This window comes from Microbacterium sp. TWP3-1-2b2, from assembly GCF_049896145.1.
Classification (GTDB): domain Bacteria; phylum Actinomycetota; class Actinomycetes; order Actinomycetales; family Microbacteriaceae; genus Microbacterium.
On record NZ_JAFCTS010000001.1, the window covers coordinates 2,975,512 to 2,991,168 of the forward strand.

The following is a 15,657-nucleotide window of genomic DNA, read 5'->3' on the forward strand; positions in this document are numbered from 1 at the left end:
GCGCCTATTCCGCGGCGCGCGCGGGTGGAAGCCGGGGGATCGCCGAGACGAGCACCCTGGCATAGTCCGTCTGCGGCGCATGCAGCACGTCACTCGTCGCGCCGTCCTCGACCACGCGGCCGCCCTGCAGCACGATGGTGTGCTCGCACAGTGCGGCGACGGCACTCAGGTCGTGCGAGACCATGATGAGCGCGAGCCCGGTCTCGCGACGAAGCGTCTGCAGCAGCTCGATCACCTGGATGCGGGTGGTCACGTCCAGCGCACTCACCGGCTCATCCGCGAGCAGCACGCGTGGTTTCGAGACGATCGCGCGGGCGATGGCGATGCGCTGGCGCTGTCCACCGGAGAACTCGTGCGGATACCGACCCAGCACATCGACGTCCAGTCCGACGGAGGTGACAGCATCCGTCACGGCCTGTCGCGCCTGGTCGCCACTCGCGATGCCGAGCGAGCGCAGAGGCTCGCCCACGATCCGGTCGATGCGCTGACGGGGATCGAGCGATGAATACGGGTCCTGGAACACGGTCTGCACGTCTGCCCGGAAGCGCCGCATCATCCGGCGATCACGTCGATCGAGCGGAGCGCCGTCGAACCGCACGCTTCCAGCGGACGGTGCGGCGAGCCCGAGGAGCAGAGCGAGGATCGTCGATTTGCCTGCGCCGGACTCGCCCACGAGTCCGACCGACTCGCCGGCGGACACACTCAGCGAGACATCGTCGACGACCGTGCGGCTGCCGTAGGCGAAGCGGGCGCTCTGCAGTTCGAGGATGCTCATCGGCTCGCCTCACCATCGGATGCTCCGGATGCGGGGGCGTCGAGCGCGGAATCCAGTGCACGGGCGCTCGCGACCAGCGCGGCCGTGTACGGATCGTGCGGTTCGCCGACGATCTGACCCACCGTTCCCTGCTCGATCGCGCGCCCGCTGCGCATCACGACGATCCGGTCGGTCATGCGTGACACGACGGCGAGGTCGTGGCTGATGAACATGAGCGCCATATCGCGCTCGGAGACGAGCCTGTCGAGCAGGGTGAGGATCTCGTCCTGCACGGTGACGTCGAGCGCCGTCGTCGGCTCGTCGGCGATCAACAGTCTCGGTCGCGCCGCCAGGGCGACCGCGGTGGCGACGCGCTGCCGTTGCCCACCGGAGAGTTCGTGCGGGAATGCGCCGGCGAACCGGGGGTCTGGCAGCGAGACGTCTACGAGGGCAGCGCGCACGGCATCCTGCAGAGCGGTTCCGCGCAAGCCGAGATGGCGACGCATCGGCTCGGCGATCTGCCGCCCGACGCGCATCAACGGATCGAGTGCGGTCAGCGGCTCTTGGAAGAGGATGCCGGCCACCGGGCCGCGCAACGGACGAAGCTCCCTGTCGGGAGCGCCGATCACCTGCGTGTCGTGGAGCAGCACCGATCCGGAGGCGGAGAGCGCTTCAGCCAGAAGTCCGGTGACCGCGAGCGAGGTGACCGACTTGCCTGATCCTGATTCGCCGATCACGCCGACGCGCTCGCCGGCGGAGATCATGAAGGACACATCGTCGACAAGAACCAGTCGCCCGGCCGAGACGGTGAGGCCGGAGACGTCGAGAAGACTCATCGCTGCCTCCTGCGGGTGGGGTCGATGAAGTCGCGGAGGCCGTCGGCGACGAAGTTCACGCCCAGCACGAGCGTGACCAGCGCGACGCCGGGAGCGATCGCACCGACAGGTGCGGTGAGCACCGTTCCCTGCGCCTCCTGCAGCAGGCGGCCCCACGAGGCGTTCGGCGGCGGGGCACCGAGGCCGAGGTACGACAGGCTCGCCTCAGCCAGCACCGCGGCGCCGAACTGGAGCGCGAGGTTCACGCCGAGGGTGGGGGCGATGTTCGGCAGCACGTGGAACAGGACGATGCCGTGCCAGCGCGTGCCGCTCGTGCGCGCCGCGGTGATGAACTGCTCCTGAAGCACGCGGCGGGCGAGGATGCGCGTGAGCCTGGCCACGACCGCAGACATCGCGAGACCGATCGCGAGGATCGCCGACCACAGCGACGCACCCTGCACGGCGACGACGAGCATCGCCAGCAACAGCACGGGGAAGGCGATCACGACGTCGAGCGTGGCCGACAGCGAGTCATCCACCCACGGTCGCGCGAACGCGGCGATCAGACCGATGAGCACACCGAGCACTGCGGCGAGGGCGACTGAGCCGAAGCCGACGAGCAGCGCGATGCGCGCGCCGATCATGAGCTGTGTGAACAGATCGCGTCCGAGCTTGTCCGTGCCGAGCAGGTGCGCGGCGCTCGGTGCCTCCAGGCGCCCGCCGCTGATGTCGGACGGAGGGTACGGCAGCCATATGAGCGAGACGATCGCGAGCAGCACGATGAGTCCTGTCAGAGACAGCCCCAGCACGAGCGTCGAGCGTCGACCGCCGCGGCGCCGCGGCGCCGCATCCTCGATCTGCTGTTCGACGACGGCGCTCATCGGTTGCCTGCCACACTGCCGCGCAGGCGAGGATCGATGAGTCGTTGGCCGATGTCGGCGACGAAGCCGACGAGCAGCACGAACAGGGTGCTGACCACGAGCACGCCCTGGATGTTGGCGAAATCGTGCTGTTCGATGCCGCTCAGCAGCATGCTGCCGAGGCCGGGGAGCGAGAAGACGCTTTCGACGACGACGGCGCCGAGCAGCGTGGTCGACAGCTCGATGCCGAGGATGGCGACGACCGGTACGGCGCCGTTGCGCACCCCGTGCCGCAGCAGTGCTTCGCCGAGCCCGGAGCCGCCGGCCCTCGCGGTGCGCAGGTAGTCGCTGCCCAGCACATCGAGCGTGGCTGCGCGCACGTAGCGGGCGAGCGAGGCGCTCATCACGAGGGCGATCGTGACGACCGGCAGGATGAGGGCGCGCAGCGCTTCGGCCGGGTCCTCCCAATCATCGCGAGGGAAGCCGCCTGAGGGGAGGATGCCGAGTCCGAGCGCGAAGATCCAGACCAGGATGATGCCGACCCAGAACACCGGCACGGCGATACCGAGCTGCGAGAAACCGGAGAGCACCGAGCCGTACCAACGATCGGACTTGACGGCGGCCGTGATGCCGACGACGACCGAGATCACGAGCGCCAGCGCGAACGCGAGAAGAGTGAGCGGCAGGGTGATCAGCAGGCGGGACGCGATCTCCGGTGCCACCGGGAGGGTGCTGATGTACGACTCGCCGAGGTCGAAACGCAGCATCTGGCCTGCCCAGGTGAAGAACTGCTGCGCGAGTGGCTGGTCCGATCCCACCTGCGCCTGCGCTGCGGCGATCTGCTCCGGTGTGGCATCCACCGACAGCAGCGCGTTCGCGGGGTCGCCCGGCAGCAGCCGCAGCAGGACGAAGATCACGATCATCGCGACGACCAGCGACACGACGAGAAACGCGAGGCGACGTAGGAGATAGGGGAGCATGAGCACGCAATGAGTGAGTGTGTGTGGGGGCCGTTGTCCAGGCCCTCACACACACTGCGAGCGGATCAGGACTTGACGATGTCGTAGGCGAAGAACTGCGAGTTCAGGCCATTGACAGGGTATCCGGTGACATCGGTCGAGGCGACGACGATCTGCGGGTAGAGGTAGAGCCAGACGCTCGCCGCATCCTCAGCGATCTGCTGGTTCACCTTCTTGAGCAGCTCTGTCTGCGCCTCGGGCGTCGCGGCCTGCTCGGCTTCGGCGACCCACTGCTGCACGTCGGCGTTGTCGTAGCCCCAGTAGAAGTCGGGGTTGCCGTACCAGACGACATCGCGGTCGTTGACGTGCTCCTGCAGTGTCGCCTCGAAGTCGCGCTCCTGGAACACCTTCGTGTACCACTCGTCGGCGCTGATGGTGTTGATGTTGACCGTGATGCCGACCTCGGCGAGCTGCGACTGCAGGAACTCGGCGACAGCGGGGTGAGGGTCGTAGCTCGGGGTGTCGAGAGTGAACTCGAAGCCGTCGGGCACGCCCGCCTCGGCGAGCTGCTGCTTCGCGAGATCGACGTCGTACGGGTTGACGTCCGTGAGGTCTTCGTACCAGGGATCGGTCGGCGGAACCATCGAGCCGATCAGTGTGCCGTAGTCGGCCCAGATCGAGTTCAGGAGCTTCTTCGTGTCGATCGCCGAGTAGATCGCCTTGCGCACGAGCGGGTCGTTGAACGGGGCGACCCGGTCGTTGAAGGCGAGCAGCTCCTTGGTCGTGGAGGTACCCTCGCTGATCGTGTACGAGTCGTTGTCGAACTGCTCCAGCGCGTCAGGGCTCTGGATGCTGGTGATCAGGTCGATCTCGCCGGTGAGGAGTGCATTGTTCTGCGCTGTCGCGTCGGTGTAGTAGTTGAAGACGACCTCGCCGTTCTTCGCTGCCTCGCCCCAGTAGTCGTCCCAGCGGGTGAGGGTCAGGGTGCTGCCCTGCTTCCACTCGTCGAGCGTGTACGGGCCCGTGCCGTCTTCCGTCGTGGTGAGGTCGGTCGCCTCGCCGTTGACGATCCAGATGTACGCGAGGTTGTAGAGGAACGAGATCGACGGCTCGGAGAGCGTGAAGACCACGGTCGTCTCGTCCGGAGTCTCGATGCCGGAGATGACGGCGAAGGCCGAGGCTCGGGCGGACTGCGAATCCTCAGCCGTGACGGCCTCGACGCTCGCCTTCACATCCGCCGAGGTGAGGGCCTTCCCGGAGTGGAACGTGACGTCGTCGCGCAACGTGATCGTGTAGGTGAGGCCGTCTTCGCTCTTCTCGGCGTCGGTTGCGAGCAGAGGCTCGACCTCGCCGTCGTCGGTGAGTCGATACAGACCCTCGTACACGTTGCCGTTGAAGGCCTCGGTGACGCCCTGCCCGCCGCCCTGCGTATTGCTGAGGTTCTGCGGCTCGTACAGCGAGCCGATGTAGATGCTGGAGTCCTCTTCGACCGTCTCGCCTCCGCTCGGCGAGCAGCCGACGAGGACGAGTGCCGAGACGGCGATGGCTGCGACGAGCGCGAACGGACTTCTCAAGGGTTCTCCTGGGCGTGTTCGGGTTGCGGGTCAGATCGCGGCGTAGATGTCGAAGTCGTCCTGGAAGACGACGTTCTTCTCTCCGGCGCGGATCGGCTCGGCGAATCGGTTCTGTGCCGGTGGCATCGGGCAGTTGTACTGCGCGGAGAATCCGCACGGCGGCACGAAGGCGCGATTGAAGTCGAGGACGACCGTGCCCACGGCGGCGAATTCTTCAGCGGCGCGCGGCACGAAGAGAAAGCGTCCTGCCCCGTAGGTCTCCGTGCCGTTCGTGGCGTCGCCGAAGACGAGCAGCAGCGAACCGGCGTCATCGAACGCCGCGAGGCGGTGCTCGACCCCGTTGCGGGTGAACGTGATGTCGCCGGGGACGACGAGTTCGCGGGAGCCGCCGTTGTCGCGGATGTGCTCGAACGGCACGGTGCGATCGGTGTCGACAGGTGTGAACTGCGCCTCGATCACCCAGTCAGGGTCGTACTCGTACGTGTCGATGCCGTCGAAGGCCCTGATCGCCGGAGACTCCGCGTCCCAGATGCGCAGGCCGTACTCGGCCTCACCTGTCGTGAGGTTCTTGCGCTCGAGCGACGTCACCGTGACGGATGCTGTGGTCTCCTCAGCCGTGAGGTCGGGACGTTCGGCCCCGGTCCACCGCGTCTCGATGAGTGCGAGATTGCCCGTCCGCGCCGTGACAGCGTCGCGTCGCTCCGCCTGCCAGCGGGCGTGGTCTTCGGATGTGGTCAGAGGTGTCGGCATAGCTCTTCGATGTTAGGAGAACGGATGGTGGCGCGCAGATCGCTACGTCACGACGGGCAACACTACGGTCGCCTCAGCAAGGACAACCGTCCTGCTTCTCATTCAAACGCATGAGCACGCCTGGCTATTCCGATAGGTGCGGCCAGCGCCTTGGCTACGCTCGGGATCATGGTCACGATCGCGCTCTTCGCCGCCGCCGCTCTCATCGCGTTTCTCGGCATCGCGCATTCGTTCCTCGGCGAGAAGCACATCATCGGCTGGCTGCTGAAGCACGATCTTCCCCGCCTGTTCGGGGGCACGTCTTTCACCGCCGGCACGATCCGGTTCGCCTGGCACATCACGACCGTTCTCTTCCTCGGCCTCGCGGCTGTCCTCTTCGTGATCGCGTCGGGCGCACCTTCGTCGACCGTGCTCGTGGTGATCGGATCCACATTGATCCTGAGCGCCGTTCTTCCGATCTGGTTCACTCGGGCTCGACACATCTCGTGGGTGGTCCTGCTGGTGGCGGGCGTGCTGTGCCTCTGGGGAGCCGTAGGCATCTGAGGTCAGCGTTCCCGCTGGCCGACTGGCTTTCGCAGGTGTCGCTTCGCTCCGTTGCGTACTGTGGAAGCATCCCGACCAGCAAGGAGCACGATGTTCCGCACGCCCGCCAGTCTCTATCGCGTTCTGGCAATCGCCGAGGCGATCACCTGGACGCTTCTGATCGCCGCGCTGATCGCTCGCGCCGTAGGGGCGCCGCCGATCGTGGTCACGATTGCCGGTGGCATCCACGGATTCGTGTTCCTCTCCTACGGTGCCACCGCGATCCTTGTGGCGTTCAACCAGCGCTGGTCGGTCGGCGTCGGCGTTCTCGCAGTGGCAAGCGCGATCGTTCCCTATGCGACGATCCCGATGGAGATCTGGCTGCACCGGAGCGGGCGGCTGAAGGGCGACTGGCGTCTCGAAGAGAGCGACCATCCGCAGGATCGCACCTGGTACGACCGCACGATGCGCTGGTTCCTGCGCCGCGCGTGGGTCCTTGTGGCGCTCATCGCCGTCGCGGTCATCGCGCTCTACGTGGTGCTGCTTCTGATCGGCCCGCCAGGCGGCAAGTGACGGACGTTCTGCGGGATGATGCTCGGATGACGACGTACGAACTCCGGGAGACATTCGAGTGGAGAGGGCGCTCGGTGGCCTGGGATCGCTTCGGATCCGGTCCCGACCTCGTCTTCGTGCACGGGACGCCGTGGTCTTCCGCGCTGTGGCGTCCGATCGCGGAAGCGCTCGCCGCTCGGTTCACCGTGTACCTCTGGGACATGCCAGGCTACGGCGCGTCCTCGAAGGATGCCGCTCACGCGGTGGACCTCGGATCTCAGGGTGAGCTGTTCGCCGAACTGCTCGGCGAATGGGGCCTCGATCGTCCTCACGTCGTCGCGCACGACTTCGGCGGTGCGGTGGCGCTGCGCGCGCGTCTGCTGCACGATGCTCGTTACCGTTCACTGTGCCTGGTAGACGTCGTCGCGCTCAGCCCGTGGGGCTCGCCATTCTTCACGCTCGTTCGGCAGCACGCCGATGTCTTCACGCAGTTGCCTGCCGCTGTGCACCGCGGGGCGGTGGAGGCGTACATCCGTGGCGCAAGTCGTCGCGGGCTCCGCGACGACGATCTCGAGATGCTCGTCGCGCCGTGGACGAGCCCGAGCGGCCAGTCGGCGTTCTACCGGCAGATCGCGCAGGCCGACCAGCGCTACACCGACGACGTGGAACCGCTGTATGCCCGGATCGACGAACCCACGCACATCATCTGGGGTGCCGACGACACGTGGATTCCGGTTGCGCGCGCGCACCGGCTGCAGTCTTCGATCCCGGGATCGACACTGTCCGTCGTCAAGGACTCCGGACACCTCATCCAGCTCGACGCGCCTGCAGATCTCACCGCGATACTCACTCGCTGGCTGGGCGAGCAGGTGCGCTGAAGGAGATCAGTGCGCGACGATGGCGTTCTTCTCGACGACTTCAGCCAGCACGGCGTTCGCGTCGCCGCCGGTGCAGTCGACGATGACGTACACGCCGAGGCCCGGCGTGGCGAACGCTCGAGCGGCCATGATCCAGGTCCGATCGCCGTCCTGGCCCGTGATCTGCCGGTTGGCGACGTCGGTGTTCCCGCCGATCTGGTAGCTGAAGGCACCGTCGACGGCGTTCGGGGTGATGGTCGCGGCATCCGTCTGGAGGAGCGCGCCCAGAATCGCGTCGGACGATGCGGCGTCATCGCCGGGCGTCACCTGCACATCCGAGGTGTACCCCTGCCAGAACTGGGCCGTGCAAGTGCCATCGATCGTGCCATAGGCCCAGCCGCCGTTGCCGTCGTCCGGGGAGGTGCTCTCCCATCCGTCGTCTGCCAGGAGGCCGTCACCCCATTCGATGTAGGCGTCCGCCGACAGGAGGTCGCCGTCTTCGAAGGAGAGGGTGGCTGGCGCATCCCCCGAGGACTCGCCCGATTCGTCTGGCGTCGGTTCGGGGGTGCTGTTCGTCTCTTCGACCGCCGGCGTCTCGGAGGGAATCGAGCTGGACATGCATCCGCTGAGTGGCAGGGTCGTGAGCGCGACGGCCGCGACCGTGGCCCAGCGGATGGAGGGGGCCCTCGTTCGCGTGCTGTTCATGCCGGTCAGCCTAGTCCGAGTCAAAGTTGAGCGCTCTCGTATCAACTTTGTTTGACATCTCTTCGATCGGGAGTTACAGTTGAGCCATCGCGACTCAGGTTTGCCTGGTCGCCCCAGACATCAACCAGAAGGAGAAATCACATGGCACGTGCTGTTGGAATCGACCTCGGTACGACGAACTCTGTCGTCAGCGTCCTCGAAGGTGGCGAGCCGAAGGTCATCGCCAACGCCGAGGGCTTCCGCACGACCCCCTCGGTGGTCGCCTACACGAAGGACGGCGAGGTGCTCGTCGGTGAGACCGCGAAGCGCCAGGCCGTCACGAACGTCGACCGCACCGTCGCATCCGTGAAGCGCCACATGGGCACCGACTGGAGCTTCGACATCGACGGCAAGAAGTGGACGCCGCAGGAGATCTCCGCGCGCATCCTCATGAAGCTCAAGCGCGACGCCGAGTCGTACCTCGGCGACACCGTCACGGATGCCGTCATCACCGTCCCCGCGTACTTCAATGACGCTGAGCGTCAGGCCACGAAGGAAGCCGGCGAGATCGCGGGCCTCAACGTGCTGCGCATCATCAACGAGCCCACCGCCGCCGCTCTCGCGTACGGCCTCGACCGCGGCAAGGAAGACGAGCTCATCCTCGTCTTCGACCTCGGTGGCGGAACATTCGACGTGTCACTGCTCGAAGTGGGCAAGGACGACGACTTCTCCACCATCCAGGTGCGCTCGACCTCGGGTGACAACCGCCTGGGTGGTGACGACTGGGACCAGCGCCTGGTGGATCACCTCATCAAGCAGTTCAAGGAGACCAGCGGCGTCGACGTCTCCGGCGACAAGATCGCTCTGCAGCGTCTGAAGGAGGCGGCAGAGCAGGCGAAGAAGGAGCTCTCCTCCTCGACCAGCACGTCCATCAACCTTCCTTACCTGTCCCTGACCGAGTCGGGCCCCGTGTCGCTGAGCGAGACGATCACCCGCGCGAAGTTCGAGGACCTCACGAAGGACCTGCTCGATCGCACCAAGAAGCCTTTCGAGGACGTCATCCGCGAGGCGAACGTCAAGGTCGCCGACATCGATCACGTCGTACTGGTCGGTGGATCCACGCGTATGCCTGCCGTCGCCGAGCTCGTCAAGCGCGAGACCGGCAAGGAAGCGAACAAGGGCGTCAACCCTGATGAGGTCGTCGCCGTCGGCGCTGCCCTCCAGGCCGGTGTCCTCAAGGGCGAGCGCAAGGACGTCCTGCTGATCGACGTCACTCCTCTGAGTCTCGGCATCGAGACCAAGGGTGGACGGATGACCAAGCTCATCGAGCGCAACACGGCCATCCCGACCAAGCGCAGCGAGACCTTCACCACGGCAGACGACAACCAGCCGTCCGTCGCGATCCAGGTCTTCCAGGGCGAGCGAGAGTTCACCCGCGACAACAAGCCGCTCGGTACCTTCGAGCTGACCGGAATCGCCCCGGCTCCCCGTGGCGTCCCGCAGGTCGAGGTCACCTTCGACATCGATGCGAACGGCATCGTGCACGTGTCCGCCAAGGACAAGGGCACCGGCAAGGAGCAGTCGATGACCATCACCGGCGGCTCGTCGCTGTCGAAGGAGGACATCGAGCGCATGGTCCGCGAGGCCGAGGAGAACGCCGCTGAAGACAAGAAGCGCGCCGACGCCCTCGAGCAGCGCAACCAGGCCGAGACCCTGTCGTACTCGATCGAGAAGCTGATCAAGGAGAACGAGGACAAGCTCCCCGCCGACGTCAAGGACTCCGTTCAGGCCGACGTCGATGCTCTGAAGACGGCTCTCGCCGGCGAGGACGACGATGCAGTGAAGGTCGCGTTCGACAAGCTGAACGAGTCGCAGGGCAAGCTCGGTGAGGCCATCTACGCACAGTCCCAGGCGGATGCTGCCGCAGGCGAGTCCGCTGAGGGCGAGGCCCCGGCCGGTGACACCTCTGAGGAAGAGGACGTCATCGACGCCGAGGTCGTCGACGACGAGGACGAGAAGAAGTAATGACGAAGAAGAACTTCGACGGCAACGACGAGGTTCCTGAGGACGAGGGGTCGGATGCTGCGGCATCCGGCCCATCGCCGCAGGAGAACCCGTCGCCCCACGACAACCCCGACTCGACCGAAGCGGCTGCTGCCGAAGGATCTGATGACGACCTGACGGTCGACGACATCCTCGGGGCAGAGCAGACCGGAGAGGCCGCGGCGGAAGACGCCGTGCTCGCCGACCTCGAGACCACGTTGCTGAACGATCTCAAGCGTCTGCAGGCGGAGTACGCGAACTACCGTCGGCGCACCGAAGAGCAGCGTCAGCTCGAGATCGACCGCGCCAAGGGTGAGGCCGCAAAGGGCCTCATCCCTGTGCTCGATGATCTCGATCGCGCGACCCAGCACGGTGATCTCGTCGAGGGAACGCCGTTCTTCGTGATCGGCGAGAAGATCCGCGCGATGGTGGAGCGCCTCGGCGTCGTCGCCTATGGCGAGAAGGGTGAGGACTTCGATCCCCAGCACCATGAGGCGATCTTCCAGCAGCCGACTCCAGGAGCAGAATCCTCGACGATCCTCGAGGTCGTTGAGGTCGGCTATCGCCTCGGTGATGTCGAGCTGCGCCCGGCGAAGGTCGTCGTCGCGGTGCCCGCTGAGTAGGCGGGTGATCGATGGCTAGCCAGGACTGGTTCGACAAGGACTTCTACAAGACGCTCGGCGTCTCGAAGGACGTCACTGATGCGGATCTGAAGAAGACGTATCGCAAGCTCGCTCGCAAGTATCACCCTGATTCCAATCAGGGCGATGCAAAGGCCGAGGCGATGTTCAAGGAGGTCAGCGAGGCGTACTCGGTGCTCTCCGATCCGGAGCAGCGCAAGGAGTACGACGAGATCCGGGCCATGGGCTCGGGTGCGCGATTCACGGCGAGCGGTGGCGACGCCGGCGGCTTCGAAGACGTGTTCAGCCGATTCGGTCAGGGCGGGCGAGGCCAGAGCAACGCCGACTTCGAGGACATCTTCGCGATGTTCAACCAGAGCCAGGGCGGAAGCTTCGGCTCTGGCCGCTTCGGTCAGACGAGCGGCGGATACCGTGGTTTCGGTGGCCCGCAGAAGGGCGCAGACGTCACGGCGCGCACCACGCTCGACTTCGTCACCGCTGTGCAGGGCGAGACCATCACCCTGCAGGGCGAAGACGGCAAGCCGTTCAAGGTGAAGATCCCCGCCGGGGTCGCAGACGGGCAGAAGATCCGCCTGCGCGGCCGCGGCAGGCCTTCGCCGGACGGTGGGGAGAACGGCGACATCGTCGTGCAGATCAAGGTGCGCCCCCACCCCGTGTTCACTCGTGACGGTCTGAACCTGCGCCTGACGGTGCCGGTGACCTTCACCGAGGCGACCCTCGGCGCGACGATCGAGGTCCCGACTCTGGCCGGTGACATCGTCAAGCTCCGCGTCGCGCCGGGTACGCCCTCAGGGCGGATCCTGCGCGTGAAAGGCCGCGGAGTCGCGACTTCGAAGGGCACGGGAGACCTCCTCGCCGAGCTGCAGGTCGCGGTGCCCACGCACCTGGACGATGCCGCGCGCGAAGCGCTGCAGAAGTTCCATGATCTGGAGCCGAAAGAGAACCCGCGCGCCGAGATGATGGCGAAGGCGCGCGGCTGATGAGCATGCCGAGCGGAGGTGATCGCGATGGTCGAGGATGAAGATGCCCCGATCTTCGCGATCGCCGTCGCCGCCGAGTTGGCGGGCATGCACCCGCAGACTCTGCGCCAGTACGACCGGATTGGACTCGTCGTTCCCGGTCGCACGCGCGGCGGCTCTCGCCGCTATTCCGCGCGGAACATCGTCCAGTTGCGTGAGGTCGCTCGGCTCTCTGCCGATGGCATGAGTCTGCCGGCGATCGCCCGCCTGCTCGATCTCGAGGACGAGGTGCGGATGCTGCGCCGCCGAGTGGTCGATCTCGAAGGCGCGCTGCGTGCCGAGCGGGAGAACCGCCCGGGCGTGCGCGTGTTCGCGGCAGGGGCGAGCGGCGTCGTCCCGGTGCCGAGTGGCAGACGCATCCGTCGCTCCACCGACATCGTCCTGTGGCGCCCGGGAGGCCGCGGCGAGGGCTGAACCCGCGCGGCCCGGCCTCAGTGGAACGGGCAGCGCGACGTGGTGGTGTCTGCCGAGCTCACGCGCCCGCCTGATGCGGGCATGGTCGGAAGCCGCCGCCGATTCACCTCGAGGCCTGTCCCTGCAATCGTGAGACGCGGATCGCTCAACGTCGCGACGGCTGCTGCCAGAGCGGCGATCGCGAGCTTCTCGCCTGGACAGCGGTGACCGGATGCCACGTCTGCACCGCCGTGCGGGATGAAAGCCGTCAGTGCTTCGTAGTCTTCGACACCGACGAATCGTTCGGGGTCGAACTCATCGGCGCGTTCCCATGACAACTCGTCGGTATTGGTGCCGAGGATGTCGAGAACCACTCGACCGCCAGCAGTCACCTTCTCGCCTTCGAGTTCGATATCGGCGATGGCACGGCCTGGCAGCATCGGCACGAACGGTGCGGTCCGGCGAATCTCCTGCGCGAACGCCGTCGCGAGTGGGCCGCTGACGAGCGATCCGCGCTCCGCCGTCTCGGCGGCGATGCGATCGCGCCACTCGGGACGATCGTGCAGCTCCTTCGCCGCGAAAGCGACGAAGCGTGCGACCGCGATCATCGGGCGGATGCTGTTCTGCAGCTCGATCCCGGCGGTTCGAGCAGGCAGCAGCTCTCGGTCAGTGTTGCGGTGCCATGCCCACTCGTGCAGGGCGGTGCCCTCCTCGGCCTCGAGCGCACCTGCCCGTACCGCCTCGATCAGTCTTTGCGTGTGCGTGTCAGACCACCGCCGGTTGATCCACGCCTGCAGGTATTCGGGTGAGTAGGGCGCGCCGAATCCGTCCACGATCTGCGCGAGACGGGCGGCCCATCTCGTCTTCGCAGCAGGAGTTCCCGGCAGGTCCGCCCAGCGCATGATCGCGCGTCCGAGCGCTCCGACTGCGGCGTCGTATGCGGTGCGGGTGCCGCCGCCTGACCACTCCTCCAGTTCCTGCTGCCACTCCCGTTCCAGGTGGGGCAGCAGTCGTGCCACCTGCGCATCTTCGTAGGCGACGTCGACGAACGTCGACTTTCGATGGTGGTGCGCGTCACCGTCGAGGCTGTGGACGGAACCGTGACCGAAGAGCGTCTCCTGCACGATCGCCGGCATCGCACCGTGGCGCGCGATCTTCCGCTGGTCGTAGAAGAGCTCAACGCCCTCGGCTCCGCGCACGAAGATGGTGTCGTCTCCGAGGAGCCGCATCGGCGCTGATCTCGCGCCATCGCGCACTCTCCGCCAGATGCGCGCGCCGAAACCGTAACCCTGCAGGAGGATCGAGGGCGCGTCATCATTGAGCACATTCATGGCTGCTGGTCGCGTCTTGTTCGGCTGCATGGATGCCACGTTGCCAGATGCGAGCGCGGGAGTCCCGGGGGGGAGCGTTGTGAGCGTGACTGTGCTAGAGGACGCGAGGAGGTGTGTATCCTGTCAACAGTCAACAGGAGGTCGTCGTGGCTCAGACAGTGAAGCGCGGTGAGTCCCTCGGCGCCCAGGTCGCAGGTGTGCTGCGGCAGCGGATCGTGCGCGGAGAGCTCGCACCCGGCGAACGCATCACCGAGGAAGCACTCGCCGAGGAGTTCGCCGTGAGTCGCGGTCCGATCCGCGATGCGCTCATGCAACTCAGCTTCGAGAAGCTGGTGGAGGTGCAGCGCCCACGCGGGGTGTACATCGTCGGCCTCACCCGAGACGATGTCGATCAGCTCTACAGTCTGCGCGGCGCTCTCGAGCAATTGGCGCTGTCGCGCGCGATGCGCGTCGACGACCCGGCTCGATGGACGGCGATGGCGGCGGCGGTAGGCCGCATGGGAGAGGCCGCCGACTCCGGAGATCACGCTGCCTTCGTGGCTGCCGATCTGGAGTTCCATTCGCAGATCTACGCACTCGCCGATCACCCGCGATTGGCGGGTGCGTGGAATCAGTACCTGCCCACGTTCTCTGCGCTGCTCGAAGTGACGATCAACCACGACGACGACCTGCATGAGTCCTCTGGCGACCACGTCAAGCTCATGGACGTCATGCGCACCGGCTCGCCTGAGCAGGCGGCGGCGGTGCTGACCGAGCATCTGGACGGCGCGCGCGATCGGATGCTGAGCGAGCTCGCACAACGCCGGGTCTGAGTCGTCCGAGAACCGCAGAACCCTGTTCGCGCGTTGACTGTTAACAGTCAACAATGCTACGCTCGGCCAGTCGGTAAGGTCCCCACCTGCACTCAAAGAGGAGCAAAGATGCCCATCAAGCGTATGAACCGCGTGCTCGCAGCCGCCGCGGTCTTCACCACAGCCGCACTGGTCATGTCCGGATGCACGAAGGTGGAAGAGGGCGGCGACGCCGCGTCCTCCTTCCCCGAGAAGGACATCCGGTTGATCATCCAGGCCAACCCCGGCGGTGGCTCCGACCTCTCATCGCGCGCGCTCGCCAGCGAACTCGAGAAGATCCTCGACGTCAGCGTCATCCCCGAGAACATGCCAGGCGCTGCTGGTGCGCTTGCGATGGAGTACGTCGCAGAGCAGGACCCTGACGGTTATGTGATCGGGTTCGGCCCGGTCGAGATCGCCATGCTCAACACCACGCAGGACGCGAACGTCCTGCCCGAGAACTTCGACATGCTCGGTCAGATCATGCTCGCCCCCGGCGTCATCACCGTGTCAGCAGGCAGCGACATCCAGACACTCGAGGATCTCGTCGCCCAGTCCAAGAAGGCACCGGTCACGGTCGCCAACTCCGGGGCCGGTTCGATCTGGGAAGCGGCCAGCATCGCTCTCGGCTCCGAGACCGGTGGAGAAGTGACCCCGGTTCCCTATGACGGTGGTGCGCCGGCCGTCGCTGCGGCGGCATCGGGTGAGACCGTCGCCGCAGTCTCCGGGCTCGGCGAGGCTCTGTCGCAGGGATCCGCTGTGCGCATTCTTGCCGTGATGAACGACGAGCGGCACCCGGACGCACCCGATGTGCCCACGGTGGAAGAGGCCATCGGGTCCGAGCTCGTGTTCGGTGGCTGGGGCGGAATCTACGCCCCGACCGGTCTGCCGGACGACGTCCACGCAACGCTCGAGGCCGCCATCAAGGAGGCCGTCGAGTCCGACGCGTACACGAAGTTCCAGGAGGACGCCGGAAACCTGGTCGTCTACCGCGACTCTGCCGAGTTCACCGAGTTCGTCGGCGAGCAGTTCGCGCTGTTCCAGGATCTGCTGGGCTGATCACGTGGCGGAGG

General features: G+C 66.3%; 17 protein-coding genes. 9 read left to right on the forward strand and 8 right to left on the reverse strand.

Features of this window, described 5'->3' with window-relative positions; genetic code table 11:
• Positions 1-4 precede the first annotated feature (4 nt).
• From ACP7AR_RS14715 to ACP7AR_RS14740, 6 genes are all read right to left on the reverse strand, one after another.
• Positions 5-775 (reverse strand): ABC transporter ATP-binding protein, encoded by a 771-nt coding sequence (locus ACP7AR_RS14715; RefSeq protein ID WP_426187264.1) that lies wholly within the window; start codon positions 773-775, stop codon positions 5-7.
• Positions 772-1,590 (reverse strand): ATP-binding cassette domain-containing protein, encoded by an 819-nt coding sequence (locus tag ACP7AR_RS14720; RefSeq protein ID WP_426187266.1) that lies wholly within the window; start codon positions 1,588-1,590, stop codon positions 772-774. Before ACP7AR_RS14720 ends, ACP7AR_RS14715 begins: the two co-directional genes overlap by 4 nt.
• The gene (locus ACP7AR_RS14725) at positions 1,587-2,450 is read right to left on the reverse strand and encodes an ABC transporter permease (RefSeq protein WP_426187268.1); all 864 of its coding nucleotides are present in this window, start codon (positions 2,448-2,450) and stop codon (positions 1,587-1,589) included. Before ACP7AR_RS14725 ends, ACP7AR_RS14720 begins: the two co-directional genes overlap by 4 nt.
• Positions 2,447-3,409: an ABC transporter permease gene (locus ACP7AR_RS14730; protein ID WP_426187781.1), complete on the reverse strand. Its 963-nt coding sequence runs from the start codon at positions 3,407-3,409 to the stop codon at positions 2,447-2,449. Before ACP7AR_RS14730 ends, ACP7AR_RS14725 begins: the two co-directional genes overlap by 4 nt.
• Before the next feature lie 65 nt (positions 3,410-3,474).
• Positions 3,475-4,962 carry an ABC transporter substrate-binding protein gene (locus ACP7AR_RS14735; RefSeq protein ID WP_426187270.1) on the reverse strand — a complete coding sequence of 496 codons (1,488 nt, stop codon included), beginning with the start codon at positions 4,960-4,962 and terminating at the stop codon, positions 3,475-3,477.
• Between the two features lie 30 nt (positions 4,963-4,992).
• A complete protein-coding gene (locus ACP7AR_RS14740) occupies positions 4,993-5,712 on the reverse strand; it encodes a DUF1684 domain-containing protein (protein ID WP_426187272.1) in 720 nt (239 codons plus the stop codon).
• A 168-nt stretch (positions 5,713-5,880) separates the two neighbouring features.
• Between ACP7AR_RS14740 and ACP7AR_RS14745 the strand changes: the two genes are divergently transcribed.
• The 3 genes from ACP7AR_RS14745 to ACP7AR_RS14755 all read left to right on the forward strand — a co-directional run bounded on the left by ACP7AR_RS14745 (position 5,881) and on the right by ACP7AR_RS14755 (position 7,664).
• Positions 5,881-6,255 carry a hypothetical protein gene (locus tag ACP7AR_RS14745; RefSeq protein ID WP_426187274.1) on the forward strand — a complete coding sequence of 125 codons (375 nt, stop codon included), beginning with the start codon at positions 5,881-5,883 and terminating at the stop codon, positions 6,253-6,255.
• 90 nt (positions 6,256-6,345) lie between these two features.
• Positions 6,346-6,807 carry a DUF3817 domain-containing protein gene (locus tag ACP7AR_RS14750; RefSeq protein WP_426187276.1) on the forward strand — a complete coding sequence of 154 codons (462 nt, stop codon included), beginning with the start codon at positions 6,346-6,348 and terminating at the stop codon, positions 6,805-6,807.
• A gap of 26 nt (positions 6,808-6,833) precedes the next feature.
• Positions 6,834-7,664: an alpha/beta fold hydrolase gene (locus ACP7AR_RS14755; protein WP_426187278.1), complete on the forward strand. Its 831-nt coding sequence runs from the start codon at positions 6,834-6,836 to the stop codon at positions 7,662-7,664.
• A 6-nt stretch (positions 7,665-7,670) separates the two neighbouring features.
• On the opposite strand, the gene ACP7AR_RS14760 is transcribed toward ACP7AR_RS14755, so the two are convergent.
• Positions 7,671-8,348 carry a hypothetical protein gene (locus ACP7AR_RS14760; protein WP_426187280.1) on the reverse strand — a complete coding sequence of 226 codons (678 nt, stop codon included), beginning with the start codon at positions 8,346-8,348 and terminating at the stop codon, positions 7,671-7,673.
• Between the two features lie 141 nt (positions 8,349-8,489).
• On the opposite strand from ACP7AR_RS14760, the gene dnaK reads away from it, so the two are divergent.
• The 4 genes from dnaK to ACP7AR_RS14780 are packed head-to-tail and all read left to right on the forward strand — an operon-like array spanning position 8,490 to position 12,444.
• A complete protein-coding gene (gene dnaK / locus ACP7AR_RS14765; protein WP_426187282.1) occupies positions 8,490-10,352 on the forward strand; it encodes a molecular chaperone DnaK in 1,863 nt (620 codons plus the stop codon).
• Complete coding sequence (locus ACP7AR_RS14770) at positions 10,352-10,993, forward strand: nucleotide exchange factor GrpE (RefSeq protein ID WP_426187284.1); 642 nt, start codon at positions 10,352-10,354, stop codon at positions 10,991-10,993. The genes dnaK and ACP7AR_RS14770 overlap by 1 nt, the downstream gene beginning before the upstream one ends.
• Before the next feature lie 11 nt (positions 10,994-11,004).
• Positions 11,005-11,991 (forward strand): DnaJ C-terminal domain-containing protein, encoded by a 987-nt coding sequence (locus ACP7AR_RS14775; protein WP_426187286.1) that lies wholly within the window; start codon positions 11,005-11,007, stop codon positions 11,989-11,991.
• Between the two features lie 27 nt (positions 11,992-12,018).
• Positions 12,019-12,444 (forward strand): heat shock protein transcriptional repressor HspR, encoded by a 426-nt coding sequence (locus ACP7AR_RS14780; RefSeq protein WP_426187288.1) that lies wholly within the window; start codon positions 12,019-12,021, stop codon positions 12,442-12,444.
• A gap of 17 nt (positions 12,445-12,461) precedes the next feature.
• Here the strand turns inward: ACP7AR_RS14780 and ACP7AR_RS14785 are convergent, their stop codons facing one another.
• A complete protein-coding gene (locus ACP7AR_RS14785; RefSeq protein WP_426187290.1) occupies positions 12,462-13,784 on the reverse strand; it encodes a cytochrome P450 in 1,323 nt (440 codons plus the stop codon).
• 116 nt (positions 13,785-13,900) lie between these two features.
• Between ACP7AR_RS14785 and ACP7AR_RS14790 the strand changes: the two genes are divergently transcribed.
• Both ACP7AR_RS14790 and ACP7AR_RS14795 read left to right on the forward strand, forming a co-directional pair.
• Positions 13,901-14,566, forward strand: a complete 666-nt coding sequence (locus ACP7AR_RS14790) for a GntR family transcriptional regulator (RefSeq protein ID WP_426187292.1) — start codon at positions 13,901-13,903, stop codon at positions 14,564-14,566.
• A gap of 108 nt (positions 14,567-14,674) precedes the next feature.
• Positions 14,675-15,643, forward strand: a complete 969-nt coding sequence (locus ACP7AR_RS14795) for a tripartite tricarboxylate transporter substrate binding protein (RefSeq protein ID WP_426187294.1) — start codon at positions 14,675-14,677, stop codon at positions 15,641-15,643.
• Positions 15,644-15,657: the final 14 nt, after the last annotated feature.